Origin of the sequence: Aquaspirillum sp. LM1 (genome assembly GCF_002002905.1) — a bacterium.
Classification (GTDB): domain Bacteria; phylum Pseudomonadota; class Gammaproteobacteria; order Burkholderiales; family Aquaspirillaceae; genus Rivihabitans.
Genome location: NZ_CP019509.1, coordinates 1,566,273 through 1,584,042, shown reverse-complemented (window position 1 = coordinate 1,584,042; position 17,770 = coordinate 1,566,273). Strand labels below are relative to the sequence as shown.

The window sequence follows — 17,770 nt, the reverse complement described above, 5'->3', positions numbered from 1 at the left end:
ATAAACACGCCCCCGTCCTGCATCAGTCGGGGGCGTTTTGTCATACCAGGCTTGGGCTTGCCTGCTTAAAACGGAATATCGTCATCCATATCGTCAAAATTGGCTGCCGGCTTGGGTTCCTGGCGGCGCGGCGGCGGCGGCGGGGTGTGGCTGCTGTCGTCGCGCATGCGGGCGGGCGGGGCTTCGTCGTGGCCACCTTGCGGTGCGCCGTAGTTGCCGCCGCCCTGGCCGCCTTCATAACCGCCGCCGCCACCGCTATTGCGACCGCTGAGCATCTGCATCTGGTCGGCGATGATTTCAGTGGTGTAGCGGTCGTTGCCCTGCTTGTCCTGCCATTTGCGGGTTTGCAGACGGCCTTCAATGTACACCGAACTGCCTTTTTTCAGGTATTCACCGGCAATTTCCGCCAGACGGCGGTACATGGCGATATTGTGCCATTCGGTTTTTTCCTGACGCATGCCGTTTTTGTCTTTCCACGTTTCCGTGGTGGCGATGCTGAAATTGGCCACGGCGTCGCCGTTGGGCATGTAGCGCACTTCCGGGTCGCGGCCCAGATTGCCGACCAGAATCACCTTGTTGACCGATGCCATTTATTGAGTCTCCCTGATTGATTGGCTTACGCCTGCTTCGTCCCAGCCGGTTTGCGCCACCTTGAGATAGACCACGCCTTCTGCGGCAATCACCACGGCTTCTTCCACGCCGTGCAGCGCACGCAGGCGGGCGGATAGCGCCATGGGGTTGCCCTGCCAGTGTTCGTCCAGATGAAACATCTGGGTGCGCACCGCGCGCGGCGGGCGCATGGTCAGCGCCATGGCCAGCCACAACAGCATCAGGCTGGCGCACAGGGCAAACACGTAGGGGGCACCGCCGTGGCTGTACAGCCAGCCACCGGCCACGGCACCCAGAAACAGGCCCAGCGATTGGGCGGTATTATACACACCGATGGCCGTGCCCTTGGCATCTGCCGGGGCAATTTTAGAGATCAGCGAAGGCAGTGTCGCTTCCAGAATATTGAACGCAATGAAGTAGCCGCCCAGCAGAATCACCATATGGGTCAGTGAATCCAGCGCAAAGGTCAGGCCAATCTGGCTGGCGGTCATCAGCGCGATGGCGGCGACAAACACTTTTTTCAGCTGGTGACGCTTTTCGCCATAAATGATGGCCGGCACCATCAGGATGAAACCCACCACCACCACCGGCAGATACACCTGCCAGTGGTGGGCCTTGTCCAGGCCGGCGGTATTGGTCAGCGCAAACGGAATCACCACAAACATGGCCATTTGTGCGGCGTGCAGGGCAAAAATGCCAAAGTTCAGCCGCAGCAGTTGCGCATCGCGCAGCACGGTGGGCAGGCTGGCCGGGTTGGCTTCGGCGTCGGAATGAAAGCGCGAGATGGCCGGGTCGGGAATGGCAAATTTCACCCACACCAGTGCCAGCAGGCTGAGGATGCCGGTCAGGGCAAAAATGCCCGGCACGCCAATCAGCCGGGCCAGCAGCGGGCCCAGCACCAGACTGGCGGCAAAGGTGAGCCCGATGGTCATGCCAATCATCGCCATGGCCTTGGTGCGATGTTCTTCGCGGGTGAGGTCGGCCAGCAGCGCGGTCACTGCGGCGGAAATCGCCCCGGCCCCCTGCAGGGTGCGGCCCAGGGTCAGCATCAGCAGGCTGTCAGCATCGGCAGCCAGAAAACTGCCGGCAGCAAACACCAGCAGGCCGGCGTAAATCACCTTTTTGCGGCCAATCCGGTCGGACAGCATGCCCAGCGGCAGCTGCAACAGCGCCTGGGTCAGGCCGTAACTGCCCAGGGCAATACCAATCCAGGTGGGATTGTCGCCGCCGGGCAGGTGTTGGGCGTACAGCGCAAACACCGGCAGAATCAGAAACATGCCCAGCATGCGCAGGGCGTAAATGCCGGCAAGCCCCAGGCTTGCCCGTAGTTCGAGTTTTGTCATGGTGCCATCATCGTGCGCTGGTGCCAGGCCGCAGAGGGAGCACACCCTACGCAGCCCAGGCCAGCCCGGTCCGGGGGTAAACGGTCAGCCCGCCCATGCTGCACCACGACATGGCCGTGCGCAGAAGCCCGCCCAGACAAGGGCTGGCGCAGTCTGCAGCGCAACACGCATCCGGGTTTGGGCCGACAGCGGGAAACAGGGTATATTACCCGATTCCCCGGCTTCGAGCGCAGACACGCATGGATCTGATCCGTATTCGCGGTGCACGCACGCACAACCTCAAAAACGTCAATCTGGATTTGCCCCGGCACAAGCTGATTGTAATGACCGGCCTGTCCGGCTCCGGCAAGTCCTCGCTGGCGTTTGATACCCTGTATGCCGAAGGGCAGCGCCGCTATGTGGAAAGCCTGTCGGCTTATGCCCGGCAGTTTTTGCAGCTGATGGAAAAACCCGACGTTGACCTGATTGAAGGCCTGTCGCCGGCAATTTCCATCGAGCAGAAAGCCACCAGCCACAACCCGCGCTCCACCGTGGGCACCGTCACCGAAATTCACGACTACCTGCGCCTGTTGTTTGCCCGCGTGGGCACGCCATTCTGCCCCGAGCACAACCAGCCGCTGGAAAGCCAGACGGTCAGCCAGATGGTGGACCATGTGCTGGCGCTGCCGGAAGACACCAAGCTGATGGTGTTGGCCCCGGTGGTGGTGGGCAAGAAGGGTGAACAGCTGGATCTGTTTGACGAACTGCGCGCGCAAGGTTTTGTCCGCGTGCGGGTGGACGGCGTGGTGTGCGAGCTGGACGCCGTGCCCAAGCTGGACAAAAACAAGAAGCACACGGTCGAAGTGGTGGTGGACCGGCTGAAAGTGCGCGCCGACGCCAAGCAGCGGCTGGCCGAATCGTTTGAAACCGCGCTGCGCCACGCCGATGGCCGGGCGATTGCGCTGGAAATGGACGGCGGCCAGGAACACTGGTTCTCGGCCAAATTTGCCTGCCCGGTGTGCAGCTACAGCCTGCCCGAACTGGAGCCACGGCTGTTTTCGTTCAATAACCCGATGGGGGCCTGCCCAAAGTGCGACGGGCTGGGGCATATCACCTTTTTTGACCCCAAGCGCGTGGTGGCCCACCCCGACCTGAGCCTGGCCGCCGGTGCCATCAAGGGCTGGGACAAGCGCAACCAGTTTTACTTCCAGATGCTGCAAAGCCTGGCGCTGCACTATGGCTTTGACGTGGACACCCCGTTCGAGCAACTGCCCGACAGCCTGCGTGAAATTGTGCTGTACGGCTCGGGCCGGGAAAGCATTCCATTTACCTACCTGAACGAAAAAGGCAGCAAGTTCACCCGCAGCCATGTGTTTGAAGGGATCATTCCCAATCTGGAGCGCCGTTACCGGGAAACCGAATCCTCTGCCGTGCGCGAAGAACTGGCCAAATACCAGAACAACCAGCCCTGCCCCAGCTGTGGTGGCACCCGGCTGCGCCGCGAGGCGCGCCATGTGCTGGTGGGTGGCGAAACCCTGCACACCATCAACCAGTGGCCGCTCAAGCAGACGGCAGCGTTTTTTGCCGGGCTGGAATTCAGCGGGCAAAAACAGGCGGTGGCCGAAAAAATCATCAAGGAAATTGGCGACCGCGTGCAGTTTCTGGTCAATGTGGGCCTGGACTACCTCAGCCTGGACCGCTCGGCGGACACCCTGTCTGGCGGCGAGGCGCAGCGCATCCGCCTGGCCAGCCAGATTGGCTCCGGGCTGACCGGGGTGATGTATGTGCTCGACGAGCCGTCCATCGGTCTGCACCAGCGCGACAACGACCGCCTGCTGGCCACGCTGATGCGCCTGCGCGACCTGGGTAATAGCGTGATTGTGGTTGAGCATGACGAAGACGCCATCCGCGCCGCCGATTATGTGGTGGACATGGGCCCCGGTGCCGGGGTGCATGGTGGCGAGGTGCTGATTGCCGGCACGCCGCAGGACATTGCCGATAGCGCAGTGTCGGTGACCGGGGCGTTTTTGTCGGGCCGGCGGCGGATTGAACTGCCCAGCCAGCGCCGCGCACCGCATCCGGAGCGCTGGCTGACGCTGAGCGGCGCGCAGGGCAACAACCTGAAACAGGTTACCCTCAACCTGCCGCTGGGCCTGTTGGTGTGCGTCACCGGGGTGTCTGGCTCGGGCAAGTCCACCCTGATCAACGACACCCTGTACCACGCAGTGGCCCGCCACCTGCACGGCAGCAGCACCGAACCGGCCCCCTATGGCCGCATCGACGGGCTGGAGCAGTTCGACAAGGTGATCAACGTCGATCAAAGCCCGATTGGCCGCACCCCGCGCTCCAACCCGGCCACCTACACCGGCCTGTTCACCCCGATCCGCGAGCTGTTTTCTGGCGTGCCGATGGCGCGCGAACGCGGCTACGGGCCGGGCCGCTTTAGCTTCAATGTCAAGGGTGGCCGCTGCGAAGCCTGCCAGGGCGATGGCATGATCAAGGTGGAAATGCACTTTCTGCCGGATATCTACGTGCCGTGCGACGTCTGCCACGGCAAGCGCTACAACCGTGAAACGCTGGAAGTGCAGTACAAGGGCAAGAGCATCCACGAGGTGCTGGACATGACGGTGGAAAATGCGCTGGCGTTTTTCCAGCCGGTGCCCAGTGTGGCGCGGAAGCTGCAAACGCTGATGGACGTCGGTCTGGGCTATATCCGCCTGGGACAAAGCGCCACCACGCTGTCCGGCGGCGAGGCGCAGCGGGTGAAGCTGGCGCTGGAATTGTCCAAGCGCGACACCGGGCGCACGCTGTACATCCTGGACGAACCCACCACCGGCCTGCACTTCCACGATATCGACCTGCTGCTGAAAGTGCTGCATCGCCTGCGCGAGCAGGGCAACACCGTGGTAGTGATCGAGCACAATCTGGACGTGATCAAGACTGCCGACTGGCTGATTGACCTCGGCCCGGAAGGCGGCGCGGGCGGCGGGCGGATTCTGGTGGCGGGCACGCCGGAAGACGTGGCCGCGCATCCGGACAGCCATACCGGCAAGTATCTGGCGCGGATGTTGGGTTAAGGATACGCAGAAGCCATTGCCAGCCTTCAGTAAGGTGGGGCTGGCAATTCAAAATCCGGGTCTTTGATGGTTTTTTTGCCCCCCTGCCCTTGAATCCATCACAGCGCGCCGCTAACGCTACACCGGCCACGCCGCCAGAAACGCCTGCCAGTGTGGCTTGTCGGCGTGGCTCTCCAGCCAATGGCGCAGGCGCTGGCACTCGCTGGCGTAGGCGCTGGCGTCCAGCGCGCCGCGCATCTGCTGAAAGCGCAGAAACACCAGATAGGTGTTGGCGGCGTCGGTTTCACAGTAATCGCGGATTTCCTGCTCGGCACCGGCTTGCCAGGCACTCCACACCTTGCTGCCGTCCATGCCCAGCTTGCCGGGAAAACCGGCCAGCTTGGCCAGGTCGTCCAGCGGCGCGCTGGCGCGTGGCTGGTACATGGCCAGCAGGTCCATCAGGTCCAGATGGCGGGTGTGGTAGCGGCCAATATAGTTGTTCCACTTGAACTCCCGGCTGTCCGGGTAATGGCCGTCGCCCATGTCCCAGTAGCGCGGTGCGGTCACGCCGTGAATCAGCGCCCGATAGTGCAGCACCGGCAGGTCAAAGCCACCGCCGTTCCAACTGACCATCTGCGGCGTGTATTTTTCAATCAGGGCAAAAAAGGTTTCCAGCATGCGCGCTTCGCTGTCACCCGGCTGGCCGATAGTGCTGACGTGAACCCGGTCGCTCCAGCGCAGCACGCAGGAAATGGCCACCACCCGGTGCAGATGGTGCGGCAAAAAGTCGCTGCCGTTTTTTTGCCGCTGGCGCTGGAAGGCGTATTCGGCCACGTCGGCGTCGCTGATGTCGGCGTCGAGCAGGCTGTGCAAGGTGCGCAGGCCGGCAATGTCCGGAATGGTTTCGATGTCAAAAGCAAGAACGGGGGTCAAAGCAGGACTCCGCAAAAGGTCGGGATGAGCGGATTGTAGTGCCTGACGTGGCCAGCGCCCAGCCGCAGGCACGGCAAGCGGGCGGATGGGCACGCGCAGCGGGCTGGATTTTGCCGTTTTTAACCGTTTTGCCGTGGGCTGACAAACACGCGCCGCCTTGGAAAACCGGTACAATGCCGCCATATCTGTTCCGACCCTGAACCTGACTGCCTGTGCCCATGAATTCGATTACTCCGGTGTTGCTGCTGATTCTTGACGGTTTTGGCCATCGCGAAAATGGCGACGACAATGCCATCTTCCATGCCCATACCCCCAACTGGGACGCCCTGCGCGCCCGTTATCCGTACAGCGTGCTGGATGCCTCCGAACACGCTGTGGGTCTGCCTGGCGGGCAGTTTGGCAATTCTGAAGTGGGCCATCTGAACATCGGCGCAGGCCGGGTGGTTCAGCAGGACATCAGCCGGATTGATCTGGATATCGAACAAGGCGCGTTTGCCGGCAACCCGGTGATTGCCGACGCCTTTGCCCGCGCAGGCGCAGGCCATCGCCTGCATGTGCTGGGCCTGCTGTCCGACGGCGGCGTACACAGCCATGAAAACCATCTGCACGCCCTGCTGCGCGCCGCCCAGGCCGCCGGGGTGGCCGAGGTGTGCGTGCATGCCTTCCTGGATGGCCGCGACACCCCGCCGCGCAGCGCCGACACCTATCTGCAGCGCCTGGACGCGGTGCTGGCCGAGTGCCCGAATGCCCGGCTGGCCAGCGTGTGTGGCCGCTTCTGGGCGATGGACCGCGACAAACGCTGGGAGCGGGTGCAAACCGCTTACCGGCTGGTGGTGGACGGCGAAGGCGAGTTCCACGCCGACACCGGCCTGGCGGCGCTGGCAGCAGCGTATGGCCGCGATGAAAACGACGAATTCGTCAAGCCTACCGCCGTGGGCGCGCCGTGCCGGATTGACGACGGCGACGTGGTGCTGTTCATGAATTTCCGCGCCGACCGCGCCCGCGAGCTGACCAGCGCCATGACCGACCCGGCGTTTGACGGCTTTGCCGTGCGTCAGCCCAGACTGGCGCTGTTCACCTCGCTGACGAGCTACGGCGAAGCTTATTCCCACCCGGTGGCCTATCCGCCGCAAACCCTGAGCAATGGCCTGGGCGAGTATCTGTCCGGCCTGGGGCTGAAGCAGCTGCGGATTGCCGAAACCGAAAAATACCCGCACGTCACTTATTTCTTTAACGGTGGCGAAGAACAGGTGTATCCGGGCGAAGACCGCATTCTGGTGCCGTCGCCCAAGGTGGCCACCTACGACCTGCAGCCGGAAATGAGCGCGGACACGGTAACTGAAAAGATTATTGAGGCGATTGCCAGCGGCCAGTATCAGGCCATCATCTGCAACTACGCCAATGGCGACATGGTGGGCCACACCGGCAATTTCCCCGCAGCGGTCAAGGCCATCGAAGCGCTGGACCGTTGCGTGGGCCGTTGCGTGGAAGCCATGCGTGCCGCCGGCGGCGAGGTGCTGATCACCGCCGACCATGGCAACGCCGAGCAGATGTTTGACGCCGCGCACGACCAGCCGCACACCCAGCACACGCTGAACCTGGTGCCACTGCTGTACGCTGGCCGACCGGCCACGCTGGCCAGCGGCGGTGCGCTGCGCGATATTGCCCCCACCCTGCTGGCAATGATGGGGCTGTCACAACCGGCTGAAATGACTGGCCGCTCGCTGATTCAGTTCCAGTGAAATCACCTGCCCTTGCGCTGCTGATCCTGCTGCCGGCCCTGGCCGGCGCGGCACCGGTAGCGGACACCACCCAGGCCCCCAAGCAGGACCTGAAAGACATCCGTCAGCAGATCACCACGCTGGAAAAAGACGTCAAGACCAAGGAAGCCAACCGCGCCGAGGCCAGCGATGCCCTGCGCGCGTCGGAAGTGGCCATCAGCGAGGCCAACCGCACCCTGGGCGAGCTGAACCAGCAGCAATCCTTGTCTGAACAGCAAATGGCCAAGGTACGCGGCGACATGACCCGCGCGCGCGCCGGCATTGAGGCCTCGCGCCAGCGTCTGGGGCAGATTCTGAACAACCAGTACCGCCACGGCCAGCACGATGCGCTGACCCTGCTGCTCAACCAGCAGGACCCTAACCAGACCGTGCGCGACCTGGCCTACTACCGCAAGATTGCCCAGGCCCAGCAGGCCGTGGCCTTGCAGCTGAAAAACCAGCTTGGCCAGCTGGAAAAACTCTCTGCCCAGCTCCAGACAGAAAAAACCAAGCTCGACACCATTGCCCAGTCGCGCCATGAACAAAAGCAGAAGCTGGTTCAGGAAAAAGAAAACCGTCAGCAGGTCATCACTCAGCTGTCCAGCCAGATTCAGCAACAACGCCAGCAGATTGGCAAATTGCAAGCCGACGAACAACGCATCAATAGCCTGATTGACAAGCTCAACCGGGAACTTGAAGCCCAGCGCAAGGCCGAAGCGAAGAAGGCCGAGGAAGCGCGCAAGCTGGCCCAGGCCAAGCGTGAGCAAGCCGAGCGTGAGGCCAAAGCCCGGCGCGAACAAGCCGAGCGCGAAGCCAAGGCCGAGCGCGAAGCCAAGGCCAAGCACGAGCAGGCCGTGCGCGAAGCCAAGGCGCAGAACGAACGTGAAGCCAAAGCCCGTCAGGCGCGCGATCTGGCTGCCGCGCAGGCGGCGGCCAAGGTGGGCAAGCCCGCACCGCCGCCAGAACCGGCCCCGGCCCCCGTGGCCCCGCCGCCACCCCCCCGCCACCGCCGGTGGCCAAAGTCGAGCCCGCGCCAACAGCGCCGCAGCGGGTGGATGACAGCGTGGACGATGCGTCCAGCTCTGGCCGGGCATTTGCCAGCCTGCAGGGCAAGCTGAAACTGCCCGTGCGCGGTGAGCTGGCCGGCAAGTTTGGCACGCCGCGTGCCGAGGGGATGACCTGGAAAGGCGTATTCATCCGTACCGCCGCCGGCCAGGCGGCCCGCGCCGTGGCCGATGGCCGGGTGGTGTACGCCGACTGGCTGCGCGGCTTTGGCAATATGCTGATTGTCGATCACGGCGGTGGCTACATGACCGTCTATGGCGGTGGCGAAGCGCTGATGAAGTCCACTGGCGACAAAGTGCGCGCGGGCGACACCGTGGCCACCACCGGTGCATCCGGCGGCGGCAGTGACAACGGGCTATATTTTGAAATTCGACACCTGGGACGCCCGCTCAACCCGATGAGCTGGGCCCAATCGTAACCGGATAACCGGCACCAGCCGGGGAGAACTATGCATACTCTGCAAAAAATGGCCTTGGTCAGCGCAGGTGCCGTGGCGGGCGCCATTCTCAGCCTGAGCATCACGGCCATGGCCGACAAAGAGCCGGCCAGCACCACCCTGCCGCTGACTGAACTGCGCACCTTTACCGAAGTGTTCGGGCGCATCAAGCAGGACTATGTCGAACCGGTTGAAGATAAAAAGCTGATTACCGAAGCCATCAACGGCATGCTGTCCGGGCTGGACCCGCACTCGTCCTATCTCGATCCAGACGCCTTCAAGGAACTGCGCGAAGGCACCCAGGGCGAATTTGGCGGGCTGGGGATTGAAATCGGTGCTGAAGACGGCCTGATCAAGGTGATTGCACCGATTGAAGACACCCCGGCATTCCGCGCCGGCATGAAATCGGGTGATTTGATTGTCAAGATCGACGATGTTTCGGTGCGTGGGCTGAGCATCAACGAAGCGGTCAAGCGCATGCGTGGCAAGCCGGGCACCAAGGTCACGCTGACCCTTGCCCGCAAGGGCGAATCCAAACCGCTGGTGGTGCCGCTGACCCGAGCGGTGATCAAGACCAAGAGCGTCAAGTTCAAGATGGTCGAACCGGATTACGGCTATGTGCGCATCACCCAGTTCCAGGAGCACACCACAGAGAACCTGGCACAGGCACTGGAAGCACTGTACAAGGAAAACGCCAAGCCGCTGAAGGGCCTGGTGCTGGATCTGCGCGACGATCCGGGCGGCCTGCTCAATAGCGCCGTGGGCGTCTCTGCGGCCTTCCTGCCCAAGGATGCGCTGGTGGTGTACACCGATGGCCGCGCGCCAGACGCCAAGATGCGGCTGACCGCCGCGCCAGCCAACTATATGCGCGACCAGAGCAAGACGGATTACTTCCGCAATACCCCGGCTGCGGTAAAAACCGTGCCGGTGGTGGTGCTGGTCAACAGTGGCACGGCGTCGGCGTCGGAAATTGTGGCCGGGGCGCTGCAAGACCACAAGCGCGCGCTGGTGGTCGGGGTGAAAACTTTTGGCAAGGGCTCGGTGCAGTCGGTACTGCCGCTGGGCAACCAGGGTGGCATCAAGCTGACCACTGCCCGCTATTACACGCCAAATGGCCGCTCGATCCAGGCTACCGGGATTGCCCCGGATGTGGTGGTGGAAGAAGCCACGCTGACCGCTGCGGCCAGCAGTGCCGGTCCGTCGCTGCGCATTCGCGAGGCTGACCTGGAGCATCACCTGAGCAACCCGAATGGCGACAAGGACGGCAAGAGCGAAAAAACCGACAAGGCCGACAAGGCCCCGGTGACGCCGGCCAAGGCGCGTGATGACAAGGGCGACAAGAACAAGGACGACGACAAGTCGGCCAACCCGCGCGATCCCAACCCGAAAACCGACCACCAGCTGAATCAGGCGCTGACCATTCTCAAGGTGCAGCAGATTCTGCCGGGCGGCGCTGCGGCCAGTAAGGCAGCGGACACGCCGGTGGCCAAATAAGCATCGCGTGCGCCCCAAACAAAACGCCCGGCATGCCGGGCGTTTTGTTTGGCTGACACAATCCGTCAGCACCACCGGGAAACATCGCTTATGCCTGTATCTCTGGCGTGGCAGCAGCCGTGGGCGCTGTCGATGCGCCAAGCCAGGTCAGCAGCATGGCGTGCTCGTCCGCATTCATCTGCCACTGGCTGGCCGAACAGCGACGCACCACCGCTTCGGCATAGATATCCGCCAGTGCTTCAGCCGGTTTATTTGAATATTGCAGATTGACGCCATTGCGTTCCAGCAGGAACAAAATACCCGTTGCATCCTGACGGGATAACGAAATTTCCTTGTCCTTGGCAAAGTCACGCAGGTTTTTTGACAGCTCATTCAGGCCTGCGCCACCGTGACAAATCTGCTCGGCAATATAATTGAAGCAGATCTGGAATTCATCGGGGCTCAGCGGCGGTGTTTCTGTCAGCGCGCATACCTTGTTGGCCAACGCCACCAGCGCCGGATCGCTGGCCGGATTGCGCAGCCATTCTCCCAGCGACGCCAGTTCTCGCGGCGGGGTGTGTTTATGGGTCAGGTACAGATACCCAGGTGCCGCCTGCGAAAAAGTGACCCCTTGTTCATAAATATTGATCGCGGTAAAGAAACTGGCCGGGCGACCAAAACCAAACCAGCTATTGGCGTCAGCACCAAATTTTTCCCGCAGGATTTCAATGACCTTGGCCGAGGGAATGGCGTGTGAGGCCTGATTGAGTGCCTCAAGCAGCACCTTGGTGATGTCTTCAATCTTGTCGCGCGACATCAGTTCATTGTTCAGGCCCAGGCGGGGACGCGGGGTGTAGTCCTGGCGGTAGTCGCGGTACTCCGGGCGTGCTTCCTGGCGGTATTCCGGGCGCGGAAACGACGGGCTATCCTGGCTGCTGCCACCTGCCGGCAGCATTTCTTCCAGAATCCGGGTCAGCGACAGGATTTCATCTGCCGAGGCGCGGTATGCTGCCGACGACGGCCCGGCCAGCACCACGCAGGTTTGCCGGTCGTATTCACGCAGTTTCTGCAGCACCGGGGTGAAGTCTGAATCGGCAGAAAACAGCATGAACTCTTCAAATCGGGTGGGATGCATCAGCCGGTCGACAATGTCGATGGTCATGTGCATATCCGCCAGGGTTTTGCCCTGCATGGTCACGGCAGGGCAATCCACCACATCAAAAGCAGAATATATAAAATAAGGACGATATTCTTCAAAAGAAGTGGGATTCATATAACAGCGACGAATCAAAAATCGTCGGTCGGAGCCTTCCAGCTGCTTCAGCCACTCCGCCGGGCGTTTGGCAAAGCAATCCGCCATCGCAGGATCAATGGCTTTCAGGCAAAGAAAGACATTGTCGAAATCGACAAATAGCGCAGTTTTTTTTGGCACACATGTATCCTTGCAAAAGGTCTGGCAAGCAGGGATGGTAGCAACAGGCTTGCAGGATGGCAAACTGAATGTTTTTTCAGTATCAACTGAACAGCATGGCCTGTCCGTCTGGCTGATGCCTGAGTATTTCCCTTGAGCAAATCAATGGCATTTTTGCTGGAGCGCCACCGGCGCAAGCGCTGTGATCTGCATCAGGGTTTGCTGCGCCTGGGGCGTTTGTGCCTTGGCTGGCGGGCAGGCCAATCATAGGCAACGACTATGGACATCGACATGGCACTAAAGTTCAGTGCAATTGCGTATTTTTACATTTTTTATCCGACGCGCCAGACGATGCTGCTCATCTGCCCTGCCTGGCCAGGCAGACAGGATCGGCCAACACCAGGGCCAGCGCGCAGGCATGGCCAGACCGGTAAAATCTGCTGAAGAATCTGCCATGCATCGGAACTTTGCCCGGATTTCCCTGACCATCCTGATACCATGGCAAGCATGTCATGGTTTGGCGTGTGCTGGATTCGGTTCAGCCAGGAGGTTTGTATGTTCATCCCCGCCGTGTCGCCGCAACTGCCGGTGTACACCCCAAAAGCTCCGGATCGGGTGCCGGATGTGGCCGCCGTTAGCCAGATTGCCCCGGTGCTGGCCAACGCAGGACGCCCGCTGCTGGATCACACCCGCACCAGCCGCCGCCAGCCACGCGCTGGCACGCTGTGGGATGCGGTGGATGTGTCCGAACGCGGTGAATTGCTGTTATTGCTGGATGAAGTGGCGGAAGCCTTTGTTTCGGTGCGCGCCCGGCTGGCCAGCGATGATGCGATATATACCGTGCTGCGTGGTGCAGACCAGTTGCGCCAGGCTTATCAGCGCCTGGCCGCCCCCCATGGCCGCCATGCGCACCCGGCACGCATGCTCGGTGTGACTGCCAGCCTGGCCGAAGGCCTGAGCCGGATACCCTTGGGCGGCGGCCTGCCTTTGACCAGTCAGGGCATTAGCCTGGATGGCGACGGGCAGTTGCAGGTGGACGCTGCCCGGCTGGCCTGGGCGGCAGAGCGCGATGCCATGCTAAGCCGCCGGCTGGATGCGCTGGTGGCCGGGGTACACGCTGAAGTGCTGGGTGCCCAGCGCAATCTGGGCGGGCAATTGGCCCATGGCGGCGGGCATACGCTGGATGCCCGCTTGCTCAGCGCCCACTATGCAGCACTCAGTGCCGAAGTGCAGGCTGCCACCGCCGCCTTGCCCGAATCTGCCCGGCCTGCGCACTGGCAGGGTACACATTCGACAGCAGACGCCGAAACCCACCCACCCGCAGAGCCGGATTCAATGGTGCCAGCACCTGGATCTGGCCCGTAATTCCCCGGCCTACTCGCGCCACCGTGCTGGCGCAAATTGCCCTGTGGCTGAAGCGGTATTGGAGGGGGTGAGCAGATGTTGTTGAAAAACCATGGTTTTTCTAAAACATTTTGCCAGATTGGGCTTTTTTGAAAATTAGCGCTTGACAGGGCGCTGGGTGATCGGTACTATACGCCCCATCGATTCCTCGATAGCTCAGTCGGTAGAGCGACGGACTGTTAATCCGCAGGTCCCTGGTTCGAGCCCAGGTCGAGGAGCCAGTATTCAGCAAAGCCCCGCATCGCAAGATGTGGGGCTTTTGCTTTGTCTGCTTCCCATTTTCCTTTTTCAGTGCTGCACCGAGCGGCAGCGCTAAAAATTTTTGCTGGTTTTTTGCCCGAAACCGGAACTTCCTGGTCACACCCCAGTCATATCACATACTGTAACCGCGCTGTTTCAGGCTGGTGGGTAAGCCGCAGCCGCAGCCGGTTGTTGTCTGACAGGAGGCCTGTAATGATGACTTCCCGCCCGATTTCTCCTCGACTGCGTCGTTTGATGCAGCAATGCTGGCAACGTCTGACCGAACGCGACCTGGACCAGGTGGCCAACCGGAACAGCCTGCTTGCCGTGCTGCGTCAGCGCTATACCCGCCCTGTGGCGGAGATTGAACAGGAAATCGACCAGTTTTTCCGTACCTTGTTTGCTGGCGGCGCGTTTCCACGCCCGACGCTGGCTTAAGTTTTTCCGGCAAGTCTGCCCCCAGGCTTGTCCGGTGGTTTTCTCCGGGTTGTTCCCACATCCTGTTCGTGCCCATCCTTGGTGATGGGCATTTTTTTGTCAGCCTATATACCTTATTGGTATTCTTTGGTTGATACGCAAAAAAAATACTATTCACAAGCATAAACCTGGACAGAATGAGATGGCATTGATGTGGTAGTTTTACCACATCGTTGCGCATGAAATGCCCAGGGATGTCCGGTCAGTTCAGACTTAAACCTGTTAAGCATTTTAGCCTGGATAAACAATCAGTTATCGGCTAATTTTTTCTTTGCCAGGCTAGGTCATACAATTGAATCATACAATCATATTGTAACAATTCGCATAAAACCCGGCTCTTTTTTAAGTAATTATACGTAAATAACCATAAAGCGTATCAGGCCAGCACATTTGAGTTGCTCCTTGCAAGCAAGCAGGAGGGTGAGTTTAATTTGCCTGTTTGACGACAATCATCGTAGCTTAGCGCTGGCAGTTCGTTTTTATCGAATCTCAAAGGACAAAAATCATGACTACTGTGAGCTCTGCTGTCAGCTACACCCTGGCCGCTGCTGAAGATGATCTGGTATTGACCGGTGCGGCCAATATCAATGGCACAGGCAACAATACCGCCAACAGTATTTCTGGCAACACCGGAGCCAATGTGATCAAGGGCTTGCTGGATGCCGACACCCTATATGGCTACGCGGGTAACGACACCCTGTATGCCGGAGATGCAGGCAGTGTGGATACGGTATACACCGACCTGCTGTACGGCGGGGACAATGCCGACACCCTGTTTGCCGACGGCCTGGATTACCTGTATGGCGAAGTGGGCAACGACATCCTGCATGGCGAATTGGGTGCCAATAACGTGCTGACTGGCGGGGTGGGCAACGATGTCTATTATGTGGCGGCCAATAACGCCATCATCAATGAAGCACCGGCTGGCGGCATCGACCTGGTGTACAGCAGCACCACCATTGCGCTGAATGGCACCTTGCCGTTTGTTGGCGCAGCGCTGGTCAGTGGCGAAGTGGAAAAACTCACCCTCACCGGCACCGCCAATATCGACGGCATAGGCAATAACCTGGCCAATACCATCAATGGCAACGTCGGGGCCAATGTACTGTCCGGCGGCCTGGGGGCTGATTCGCTGTATGGCGGCGATGGTGATGACAAGCTGTACGCCGATGCACCGGGGGTCGGGGTGACGGCGGATGCTGACTGGCTGTATGGCGGCATTGGCAACGACCAGCTGTTTGGCAACGGCAATGACAAACTGTTTGGCGATGCCGGCAACGACATTTTTTACATCATTGGCGCGCAAAACATGGTGGTGGATTCCGCTGGCGTTGACCTGGTGAAAAGCGATGTCTCGTTCAGCCTGCTGTATACCGCCGATCCGGCTGCATCGTGGGCCAGCGGCAATATTGAAACCCTGGAACTGACCGGCACCCTGAATACCTACGGCTTTGGTGATGGTCTGGCCAACACCATTCTGGGCAATACCGGCAATAACACCCTGGATGGCAAAGGCGGCAATGACATTCTGGAGGGCCGCAGCGGCGACGATGTGCTGAAAATCGGCTCCGACAGCGGCGGGGTCAGCGGTGCCACCACGATGAATGGCGGCCTGGGCAATGATGTGTTCTGGACCGGCAAGGGCTATCGCGGCGACCACAGCAGCGGAGCCAACCAGCTGTCACTGCTGGATTTCACGTCCGGCACGGACAGCATCCGCTTTGGCATCAGCACCACAGCCACCGCGCCAGCCACGCTGGACACCACGCCGGTCTACGGCGGCGACACCCTGGCCATGGTGCTGGATCGCGCCGCATCTGGCAGCGGCAGCGCCACCAACCCGACCATCAATCAGTTTGTGTTTGGCGCAGACACCTATCTGGTGCTCGACCAGAGTAGCACGCTGACCTTTACCGCGTCGGATCTGGCCATTCGCCTGGCTGGCACGCCGGGTGTGGCACTCAGTGATTTAGTGTTTGATCTGGTGTAAGCCAATCACCCGCCCTGATTGTGCCAAATGACTCGGCCCACCCGACAGAAAATCGGGTGGGCCGAGTCATTTGCGACGATTATTCCACGCCCATCTGTTGCTTCAGCGCTTCCTTGCGCCGCAGGATGTCATCGTGCAGCGCCTGGGTATTGGGCTGGGTATTGGCTCGGGCGGGGGCGACCGCTGGGGCGGGCGCTGGCACGGCAGGTGGCGTGCTGCTTTCTGGCGGTGGCTGAAAGGTTTGGCTGGGCGGGGCCGGGGTTTGTCGGCGATTGGCATCCGGGCTGGCGGGCACAGGGCTGGCAGCAAGCGCCGGCTTGGCAGGCACAACACTCACCGCCGGCGCAGGGGCGGCGGCGGGTGGCGCGGGCAGCGGTGCAACGCTTGCTGGCGTGGCCGCCGGTGCCGGAGCCGGGCTGGCCGACACCGCTGGCGTAGCAGGTGCGGCTGGCGGGCTGGGTGTTTCTGCTGGCCGGCGCTCCTGCAAGGTCAGACCCGGTGCCAGTTCAATGGGGGCGGCGGGCGCAGCAGCGGGGCTGGCGGGGGCCGGCAAGGGCGCTGAGATGGTATGTTCCAGCCATAACCAGCCGCCGCCCATCAGGCCAAGCAGCAGGGTGAACAGGCTGCCCAGCAGCCACCAGCCCCAGCGCAACGAGCCGCGCGGCGGCTTAGGCTGAACGCTGGGCTCAAGTGGTATGGCTGGTGCAGCGGCAGCGGTATCGACCCGCAAGGTGGCCACGGTGGGTGGCGTGCGGTCGGCCAGCACAGGCGGCATGGCCGTTAGCGCCTGGCCGCACGCCGGACAAAAGCGTGCCGCATCCGGGCAGGGGGTGTGGCAGGTAGGGCATTCAGCCATGAAACTTCCTTGGTGTCCGCACTGGAACGGGAGGGGAGGGCGCATGCTGAAACAGGCATGCTTCCGCGCCCTGGGCTGATCCGGTGCAGCGCGTCACAATGCATGACGTGGTCAATTCAGCAGATTCTTGCCAAATTGCACCACGCCACTGAAAAACCCGGCCAGATCGTCCAGCACGCTGCCGATGTTTTCCTTGCGCTCGTTCAAAATAATGATTTCGGTCCGCCGGTTCAGCTGGCGGCCCTCCATTGTACTGTTATCGGCAATCGGTCGGCTCATGCCGTAGCCCACATAGCGCATGCGCGCCTTGGGCACGCCCCGGTCGAGCAGGCCTTTCATCACCGCCAGCGCACGCAGCTCAGACAAGTCGCGGTTCAAATCCGGCGGCCCGATATTATCGGTGTGGCCTTCAATGGAAACCGGCTGATGGGTGCGGTGGGTGAGGATGCTGGCCACCCGGTCCAGAAACACCTGGCCCGCCGGCTTGATATCCGCCTTGCCACTGTCAAACAGGATGATATCGCTGGAGCGGATTTCTACCCCACGCGCAGTCTGGGTGATGGTGACATCACGCGAGGCCGGCGGGGTGGCGCAGGCGCTTAGCACGGTCAGCAGCAGCAAGGCGAGCAACGGTTTCCAGCGCATGGGCATTTCCTCGTTCGGGCAAAACGTTGGCATGTCTGGCATTTTACCGGAGGAAGCCATGACATGGCACTGGGCAAGCCGCCTGACTTGGTG

14 protein-coding genes and 1 tRNA gene are annotated in these 17,770 nt (G+C 61.2%); 9 read left to right on the top strand and 6 right to left on the bottom strand.

Features of this window, described 5'->3' with window-relative positions:
- Nucleotides 1-65: 65 nt before the first annotated feature.
- Together ssb and BXU06_RS06780 are read right to left on the bottom strand one after the other, a co-directional pair.
- Nucleotides 66-590, bottom strand: coding sequence for a single-stranded DNA-binding protein (gene ssb / locus BXU06_RS06785; RefSeq protein ID WP_077298038.1), 525 nt, complete (start codon nt 588-590; stop codon nt 66-68).
- Nucleotides 591-1,952 carry an MFS transporter gene (locus tag BXU06_RS06780; protein WP_077298036.1) on the bottom strand — a complete coding sequence of 454 codons (1,362 nt, stop codon included), beginning with the start codon at nt 1,950-1,952 and terminating at the stop codon, nt 591-593.
- A gap of 239 nt (nt 1,953-2,191) precedes the next feature.
- Between BXU06_RS06780 and uvrA the strand changes: the two genes are divergently transcribed.
- On the top strand, nt 2,192-5,008 hold the full coding sequence (gene uvrA / locus BXU06_RS06775) for an excinuclease ABC subunit UvrA (RefSeq protein WP_077298034.1): 2,817 nt from the start codon (nt 2,192-2,194) through the stop codon (nt 5,006-5,008).
- Between the two features lie 117 nt (nt 5,009-5,125).
- On the opposite strand, the gene BXU06_RS06770 is transcribed toward uvrA, so the two are convergent.
- Entirely contained in the window at nt 5,126-5,920 is a 795-nt protein-coding gene (locus BXU06_RS06770; RefSeq protein WP_077298032.1) for a 3'-5' exonuclease, read from the bottom strand.
- 218 nt (nt 5,921-6,138) lie between these two features.
- Between BXU06_RS06770 and gpmI the strand changes: the two genes are divergently transcribed.
- The 4 genes from gpmI to BXU06_RS06750 are packed head-to-tail and all read left to right on the top strand — an operon-like array spanning nt 6,139 to nt 10,675.
- Entirely contained in the window at nt 6,139-7,662 is a 1,524-nt protein-coding gene (gene gpmI, locus BXU06_RS06765) for a 2,3-bisphosphoglycerate-independent phosphoglycerate mutase (RefSeq protein ID WP_077298030.1), read from the top strand.
- Nucleotides 7,659-8,798, top strand: coding sequence for a murein hydrolase activator EnvC (locus BXU06_RS06760; RefSeq protein WP_077298028.1), 1,140 nt, complete (start codon nt 7,659-7,661; stop codon nt 8,796-8,798). Before gpmI ends, BXU06_RS06760 begins: the two co-directional genes overlap by 4 nt.
- Nucleotides 8,744-9,163: a murein hydrolase activator EnvC gene (locus BXU06_RS06755; protein ID WP_253189541.1), complete on the top strand. Its 420-nt coding sequence runs from the start codon at nt 8,744-8,746 to the stop codon at nt 9,161-9,163. The genes BXU06_RS06760 and BXU06_RS06755 overlap by 55 nt, the downstream gene beginning before the upstream one ends.
- Nucleotides 9,164-9,193: 30 nt before the next feature.
- On the top strand, nt 9,194-10,675 hold the full coding sequence (locus BXU06_RS06750; protein ID WP_171982138.1) for a S41 family peptidase: 1,482 nt from the start codon (nt 9,194-9,196) through the stop codon (nt 10,673-10,675).
- Nucleotides 10,676-10,763: 88 nt separating this feature from the next.
- Here BXU06_RS06750 and BXU06_RS06745 read toward each other — a convergent pair whose 3' ends face one another.
- Nucleotides 10,764-12,086 (bottom strand): NYN domain-containing protein, encoded by a 1,323-nt coding sequence (locus tag BXU06_RS06745; protein ID WP_171982137.1) that lies wholly within the window; start codon nt 12,084-12,086, stop codon nt 10,764-10,766.
- A 534-nt stretch (nt 12,087-12,620) separates the two neighbouring features.
- Here BXU06_RS06745 and BXU06_RS06740 point away from each other — a divergent pair.
- The 4 genes from BXU06_RS06740 to BXU06_RS06725 all read left to right on the top strand — a co-directional run bounded on the left by BXU06_RS06740 (nt 12,621) and on the right by BXU06_RS06725 (nt 16,176).
- Nucleotides 12,621-13,430, top strand: a complete 810-nt coding sequence (locus BXU06_RS06740; RefSeq protein WP_077298022.1) for a hypothetical protein — start codon at nt 12,621-12,623, stop codon at nt 13,428-13,430.
- A 184-nt stretch (nt 13,431-13,614) separates the two neighbouring features.
- Nucleotides 13,615-13,690 (top strand) — tRNA-Asn (locus BXU06_RS06735).
- 232 nt (nt 13,691-13,922) lie between these two features.
- Nucleotides 13,923-14,147, top strand: a complete 225-nt coding sequence (locus BXU06_RS06730) for a hypothetical protein (protein ID WP_150125136.1) — start codon at nt 13,923-13,925, stop codon at nt 14,145-14,147.
- A gap of 544 nt (nt 14,148-14,691) precedes the next feature.
- Nucleotides 14,692-16,176 carry a calcium-binding protein gene (locus BXU06_RS06725; RefSeq protein WP_077298018.1) on the top strand — a complete coding sequence of 495 codons (1,485 nt, stop codon included), beginning with the start codon at nt 14,692-14,694 and terminating at the stop codon, nt 16,174-16,176.
- Between the two features lie 79 nt (nt 16,177-16,255).
- Here BXU06_RS06725 and BXU06_RS06720 read toward each other — a convergent pair whose 3' ends face one another.
- Together BXU06_RS06720 and BXU06_RS06715 are read right to left on the bottom strand one after the other, a co-directional pair.
- Nucleotides 16,256-17,032, bottom strand: a complete 777-nt coding sequence (locus BXU06_RS06720; RefSeq protein ID WP_150125135.1) for a zinc ribbon domain-containing protein — start codon at nt 17,030-17,032, stop codon at nt 16,256-16,258.
- 111 nt (nt 17,033-17,143) lie between these two features.
- A complete protein-coding gene (locus tag BXU06_RS06715; RefSeq protein WP_171982136.1) occupies nt 17,144-17,677 on the bottom strand; it encodes an OmpA family protein in 534 nt (177 codons plus the stop codon).
- Nucleotides 17,678-17,770: the final 93 nt, after the last annotated feature.